The sequence below is a fragment of the Alcanivorax sp. HI0083 genome (genome assembly GCF_001635175.1).
Genome location: NZ_LWFX01001254.1, coordinates 1 through 5885, shown reverse-complemented (window position 1 = coordinate 5885; position 5885 = coordinate 1). Strand labels below are relative to the sequence as shown.

Genomic DNA, 5885 nt, shown 5'->3' with positions numbered 1-5885 from the left:
CGCCTTGGCGATCACGCCTGGCAGTTCGGCACCGGCCGCATCGGCGAAACTCAGCACCATGCCGGGCTCCAGGGAATCGTGCTCGGCGAAGGTGTCGCGGGTGAAATGCTGCACATTCTGCTCGTTATACTCGCCGAACGCCTTGGCGGCTTCCAGAAAAACGCTGCGACGATCACCGGCCTTGAGACCACGAATGGCATTTTCAAAGCCCGGCAGCAGGGACTCATCGCCCCACACAAAAGAGGCGGGCTCACCATCAAAGGTGGAGTCCAGGTCCGTGCCGTCCATCAGGCGCACGGCAAAATGCAGGGTAATCCGGGTTTCCGGGCCTGCTCGCAGTAATTCAGTCATTGTCTTTGGGCTCCTTTCTGGCTCCCAGCAGCATATCCAGCAGAATCAATCCGGCACCGATAGTGATGGCGGTGTCAGCAATATTGAAGGCCGGAAAATGATAATCGCCCCAGTAGAAGTCGAGAAAATCCACCACATGCCCCAGCACCAATCGATCATAGAAATTGCCCAGGGCACCGGCAAGAATCAGCGACAGGGCCACCCCTTGCAGTTTCTCGGCAGCGGTAAGCCGGGCCAGCCAGATCAGAATCATCACCGAGGCGCCCACCGCAATAGCCGTAAAGAACCAGCGCTGCCAACCGCCCGCATCGGCCAGAAAGCTGAATGCGGCACCGCTGTTATAGGCCAGGGTCAGGTTGAAGTGCGGAAAGACTTCCAGCCGCTCATACAGAGAAAACACCGCCACCACTTCATGCTTGGTCCATTGGTCCAGCGCGATAATCAGCGCCGTCAGCCATAACCAGGATAGCTGGCCAGGCAGCCGTTTTTTTGCACTGTCCGGCATCTGGCGTCCGGCACTCGACGTATTATCAGGCATAGTGTCGCACCTCGCCGTCACCATCCACATTGGTGATACAGCGCCCACACAGCTCCGGATGATCAGCGTGGCTACCTACGTCCGGCTGGTGATGCCAGCAGCGAGCACACTTGCTGTGATCCGAGGCCAGCACCTGTACTTTCAATCCCGCCACAGCAGTGTCTTCCAACTCTGCCGGGGCTTCTGCCAATGGCTTGAGCACAGCGGCAGAAGTAATGGTGACAAAACGCAATTCATCGCCCAGACGCTGTAACAACGCACTCTGCTCAGAGTCCACAAACAGCACCACCTCAGCGCTCAGGCTACCCTTGATCAACTTGGCAGCACGGGCCCCTTCGATGGCCTTGTTCACTGCCTGCTTGGCGTCCTGCACCTTGTCCCAGAACACCCGGCCCATATCGGCATCGCCGGCCAGCGCAAACAGGCCGTCGTACCATTCGGCCAGGAACACGGAATCGAGCCGCTCGCCGGGCAGGTTCTCGTAGATTTCCTCGGCGGTAAAGCTGAGCACCGGCGCCATCCAGCGCACCAGCGCCTGGGCGATATGGTACAAAGCCGTCTGGCAGGAGCGCCGTGCCACGGAATCAGCCTGGGTCGTGTACTGGCGATCCTTGATGATATCCAGGTAAAAACCGCCCAGATCCAGCGCGCAGAAGTTATGCAGCTTCTGATAAACCTGATGAAAGTGGTAGCCGTCGTACAGGTCTTCGATCTCGCCCTGGACTTGCAACGCCCGGTCCACGATGTAGCGGTCCAGCGCCAGCATTTGCTCCGGCTGCAGCGCATCCGTCCCAGGCTCGAAACCGCTCAGGTTGGAGAGCAGGAAACGGCTGGTATTGCGGATACGGCGATAGCTGTCGCCCATCTGCTTGAGGATATCCTTGGACACGGACATCTCGCCCCGGTAATCGGTGGCGCAGACCCACAGGCGCAGAATATCCGCACCCAGGTCATTCCAGACTTCCTGTGGGGCAATCACGTTGCCCACTGACTTGGACATCTTGCGACCGTGCTCGTCCACGGTGAAACCATGGGTCAACACGGTGCTGTATGGGGCTGCGTCGCGAATCGCCAGGCTGGTCAGCAGTGACGACTGGAACCAGCCACGATGCTGATCCGAGCCTTCCAGATACAGGTCCGCCGGCGCGCGCAGCTGCTCGCGCTGGTCCAGCACGCAATAATGGGTCACACCGGAATCGAACCACACGTCCAGGGTATCGGTGACCTTGCTGTACTGGTCCGCGTCTTCACCCAGCAGCTCCGCCGGCTCCAGATCAAACCAGGCATCAATGCCTGCTTTCTCTACTCGCTCGGCCACTTGCTCGATCAGGGCCGGCGTATCCGGGTGCAGCTCGCTGGTTTCCTTATTAACAAAAAGGGCAATCGGCACACCCCAGGTGCGCTGACGGGAAATACACCAGTCGGGACGATCGGTGAGCATGCCTTCAATGCGCGCCTTGCCCCACTCGGGCAGCCACTGCACCTTGTCGACTTCCTGACGGGCGCGGGGCAACAGGCCCGCCTGATCCATGGACACAAACCACTGCGCCGTGGCACGGAAAATCAGCGGCGTTTTATGACGCCAGCAATGCGGGTAGCTGTGTTCAATTTTCGCCAACTTGACCAGGTTGCCGCTGTCTTTCAGCGCCTCGATCACCGGCTCGTTGGCCTTGCTCACATGCAGGCCACCCACCACGGGCAGATCGTCGCGGAACAGGCCGTTATCCAGCACCGGGCTGATCGGATCCAGGTCGTACTGCTTGCCCACCACAAAGTCATCGGCACCATGGCCCGGGGCGGTGTGCACCAGGCCGGTACCGGCGTCGGTGGTGACGTGCTCACCGAAGATCACTGGCACCTGGGCCTCCAGGAAGGGATGCTGCAAAGCCATCATTTCCAGCTTGCTGCCGGTGACGGTGGCCGAACGGGACACATTGACCAACCCCCAGCGTGCCACCAGATCATCGGCCAACGCCTCCGCCACCAGCAGCTCACGGGCCACGCCGTCCTGCTCGCCGGAAAGCAGCAGATAATCCAGCTCCGGGTGCACTGCCACCGCCCGGTTGGCCGGCAGAGTCCAGGGGGTGGTGGTCCAGATCACCAGCGCCGGAGCGCTGGCTTCAATGCCTGAGCGGGCAACAAAGTCCGCCACATCCACCACCGGGAATGCCACATCGATGGCCGGCGAGGTTTTGTCTTCGTATTCTACTTCCGCTTCCGCCAACGCGGAGGCGCAATCCAGACACCAATGCACCGGCTTGAAGCCCTGCTGCAGGTGGCCGTTGTCCACAATCTTGCCCAGCGAGCGGATGATGTTCGCCTCGAAGGCAAAATCCATGGTCAGGTAGGGGTTATCCCAGTCGCCAAACACGCCCAGACGCATAAAGTCGGACTTCTGTCCGGCCACCTGTTTGCTGGCGTATTCGCGGCATTTCTTGCGGAAGGTACCGGCGTCCACCTTGTGTCCGGCCTTGCCGACTTTCTTCTCCACCATCAGCTCGATGGGCAGACCATGGCAATCCCAGCCCGGCACATAGGGCGCGTCGAAGCCCGCCAAGGTGCGGGACTTGACGATCATGTCCTTGAGGATCTTGTTCACCGCGTGGCCGATATGAATATCGCCGTTGGCGTAGGGAGGACCATCATGAAGAATGAACTTGGGCCGACCGGCAAAGGTCTCGCGAATCTTCTGGTACAGCTGCTTTTGCTGCCACTCTTTGAGCCGCGCAGGTTCACGCTGGGACAGGCCGGCTTTCATCGGAAAGCCGGTTTGGGGAAGGTTTAGCGTTGCCTTGTAGTCCGTCATGATTCCGCTTATTACACCGTAGGCATATCAAAAAAAGCCCGAACCGCGTCCACATCCTGCCGGATGGCAGTCTTGAGCTGGTCCAGATCCGCGAATTTTTCTTCCGGGCGCACATAATGGCAGAAGGCCACAGTCAGGTGTGCGCCATAAAGGCTGTCTTGATGCGTGTGCTGCGTGTCGTCCGAACCAGCACCACCCGCCGAATCACTGTAATCCAGCAGGTAGACCTCCAGACGGTTTTCCGTGCCATTCACCGTGGGCCGCGTGCCCATATTGGCCGCCCCCGGCTGATCGGTTAGCCCGGCACCGGTGACCGTCACCGCGAAGACGCCGTGCAAGGGAGACTGCAACCGCTTCAGTGCCAGATTCACCGTGGGCAGGCCGAGGGTCCGACCGATCTTGTCACCATGGCGCACCCGCCCACTGATGGCAAAAGGTCGCCCCAGCAAGCGCTCTGCCAGAGCAAAATCGCCGTCACACAGCGCCGCCCGCACCCGCGTACTGGACACCCGCTCACCGTCGACCTCACAGGTAGCGGTATCCGTCACCGCAAAGCCGAACTGCTGGCCGGCCTGCTGCAGGTAGGCGAAATCACCGTCCCGGCCACAACCGAAACGGAAATCATCCCCAACCACCAGATATTCCACGCCCAGGCCATCCACCAACAGGGCTTTCACGAAGGCCTGGGCGGTTAGAGAGCGAAAACGCTCATCAAAGCGCACGCACAGCACCTGATCCACACCGGCCTCGCGCAGAGCGATCAACTTGTCGCGCAGCGACATCAGTCGCGGCGGCGCGGTCTGGGGAGAAAAGAATTCCTGAGGCTGCGGCTCAAACAACATCACCGTGGATTTCAAACCACGACGACGGGCCTCTGCGATCACTTGATCCAGAATGCGCTGGTGACCCTGATGCACCCCATCGAAATTGCCGATGGTGGCCACACAGCCGCGATGCGTGTCGCGCAGATTGTGAATGCCGCGAATCAGTCGCATCTCACCCTCATCTCAAAAGACGCCCGATTATACAGGAACACCACTACGCTGCACGCAACAGGCCAGCATGCTTCACGCCAAATCAAAACCAGGCACACCATCGGCGATGCAGACCGGAGCGAGTAAAACGAAGCGCCAGGCAGACGCCTTAACGGCGCAGATGGCGCACCCGCAAACCTAACACCACCAGTGACGACAGATAAATCACCACGCCGGCAGCAACAATCAGCGACAGCCAGCCAACCCGCGACCACACCCCGGCCTCATTCCACACCACCGTCTGCAACGACAACCAGTAGCAGGCCACCACCATGGCAGCCCCTGCCAACAGCATCCGCAACCATTGCAACGCCCAACCCGGCAATGGCTGGTACACGCCACTGCGGCGCAGCCCCAGATACAGCAACCCGGCATTCAGCCAGGCCGACAGCGCCATGGCCGAGGCCAGCCCCACATGGCGCCACTCCCACACCAGCAAGGCGCCCAGCAGCATATTGGCCAGCATGGCCAGCACCCCAATCCGCACCGGGGTGCGGGTGTCCTGGCGGGCGTAAAACCCCGGCGCCAACACCTTGATCAGCATGGCCGCCAACAACCCGGCGCTATACGCTCGCAGCGAGGCCGCCGTCTGTGTCACATCAAAGGCGGAAAATTCCCCGTACTGGAACAGCGTAGACAGCAGCGGCTCGGCCAGTGCGAACAACGCCAGCGCCGCGGGCAAGCCGATCAGCAACACCATGCGAATCGCCCAATCCAGCGTGCGCGAGAATGCCTCTGGCGAGGCATCCGCATGCTTGCTGGACAGGCTGGGAAGAATCACGGTGCCGATGGCCACCGCAAAAATGCCCAGCGGCAACTCGATCAGTCGGTCCGTGTAGTACAGCCAGGTCACCGACCCGGTTTCCAGCATGGAAGCCAGAATCGTGTTGACCAGAGAGTTGAGCTGATAAACCGACGCCCCGAACAGGGCCGGCGCCATCAGTTTCATGATCTTGCGCACACCCGGGTCGCGCCAACCCATGCGCGGGATCGGCATCAGGTTCAGCCGGGCCAGAAAGGGCAACTGGAATAACAACTGCACCACCCCGGCGATCAACACCCCCCAGGCCAGGGCCACCGCCATGCGGTCTTCGGCAAAGTGCGGCGCCAGAAACAGGGCGCAGCCGATCAGGCTCAGGTTCAGCAATACCGGAGT

General features: G+C 60.6%; 5 protein-coding genes. All 5 read right to left on the bottom strand.

The window, feature by feature from the left end:
- Positions 1 to 351 (bottom strand): peptidylprolyl isomerase (locus tag A3754_RS18345; RefSeq protein ID WP_063520854.1); only part of this gene is annotated, 351 nt, incomplete at its 3' end.
- Positions 344 to 889: a signal peptidase II gene (lspA, locus tag A3754_RS18340; protein WP_231880691.1), complete on the bottom strand. Its 546-nt coding sequence runs from the start codon at positions 887 to 889 to the stop codon at positions 344 to 346. The genes A3754_RS18345 and lspA, both read right to left, overlap by 8 nt.
- Entirely contained in the window at positions 882 to 3695 is a 2814-nt protein-coding gene (gene ileS, locus A3754_RS18335) for an isoleucine--tRNA ligase (RefSeq protein ID WP_063520852.1), read from the bottom strand. The genes lspA and ileS overlap by 8 nt, the downstream gene beginning before the upstream one ends.
- A gap of 11 nt (positions 3696 to 3706) precedes the next feature.
- Entirely contained in the window at positions 3707 to 4690 is a 984-nt protein-coding gene (gene ribF, locus A3754_RS18330) for a bifunctional riboflavin kinase/FAD synthetase (protein WP_063520851.1), read from the bottom strand.
- Between the two features lie 148 nt (positions 4691 to 4838).
- Positions 4839 to 5885, bottom strand: a 1047-nt coding sequence (murJ, locus tag A3754_RS18325) for a murein biosynthesis integral membrane protein MurJ (RefSeq protein ID WP_063520850.1), incomplete at its 5' end; no start/stop codon positions are given.

Coding starts and splice junctions, on each gene's coding strand:
- lspA (WP_231880691.1), bottom strand. CDS start 889: ATGCCTGATAATACGTCGAGTGCCGGACGCCAGATGCCGGACAGTGCA.
- ribF (WP_063520851.1), bottom strand. CDS start 4,690: ATGCGACTGATTCGCGGCATTCACAATCTGCGCGACACGCATCGCGGC.
- ileS (WP_063520852.1), bottom strand. CDS start 3,695: ATGACGGACTACAAGGCAACGCTAAACCTTCCCCAAACCGGCTTTCCG.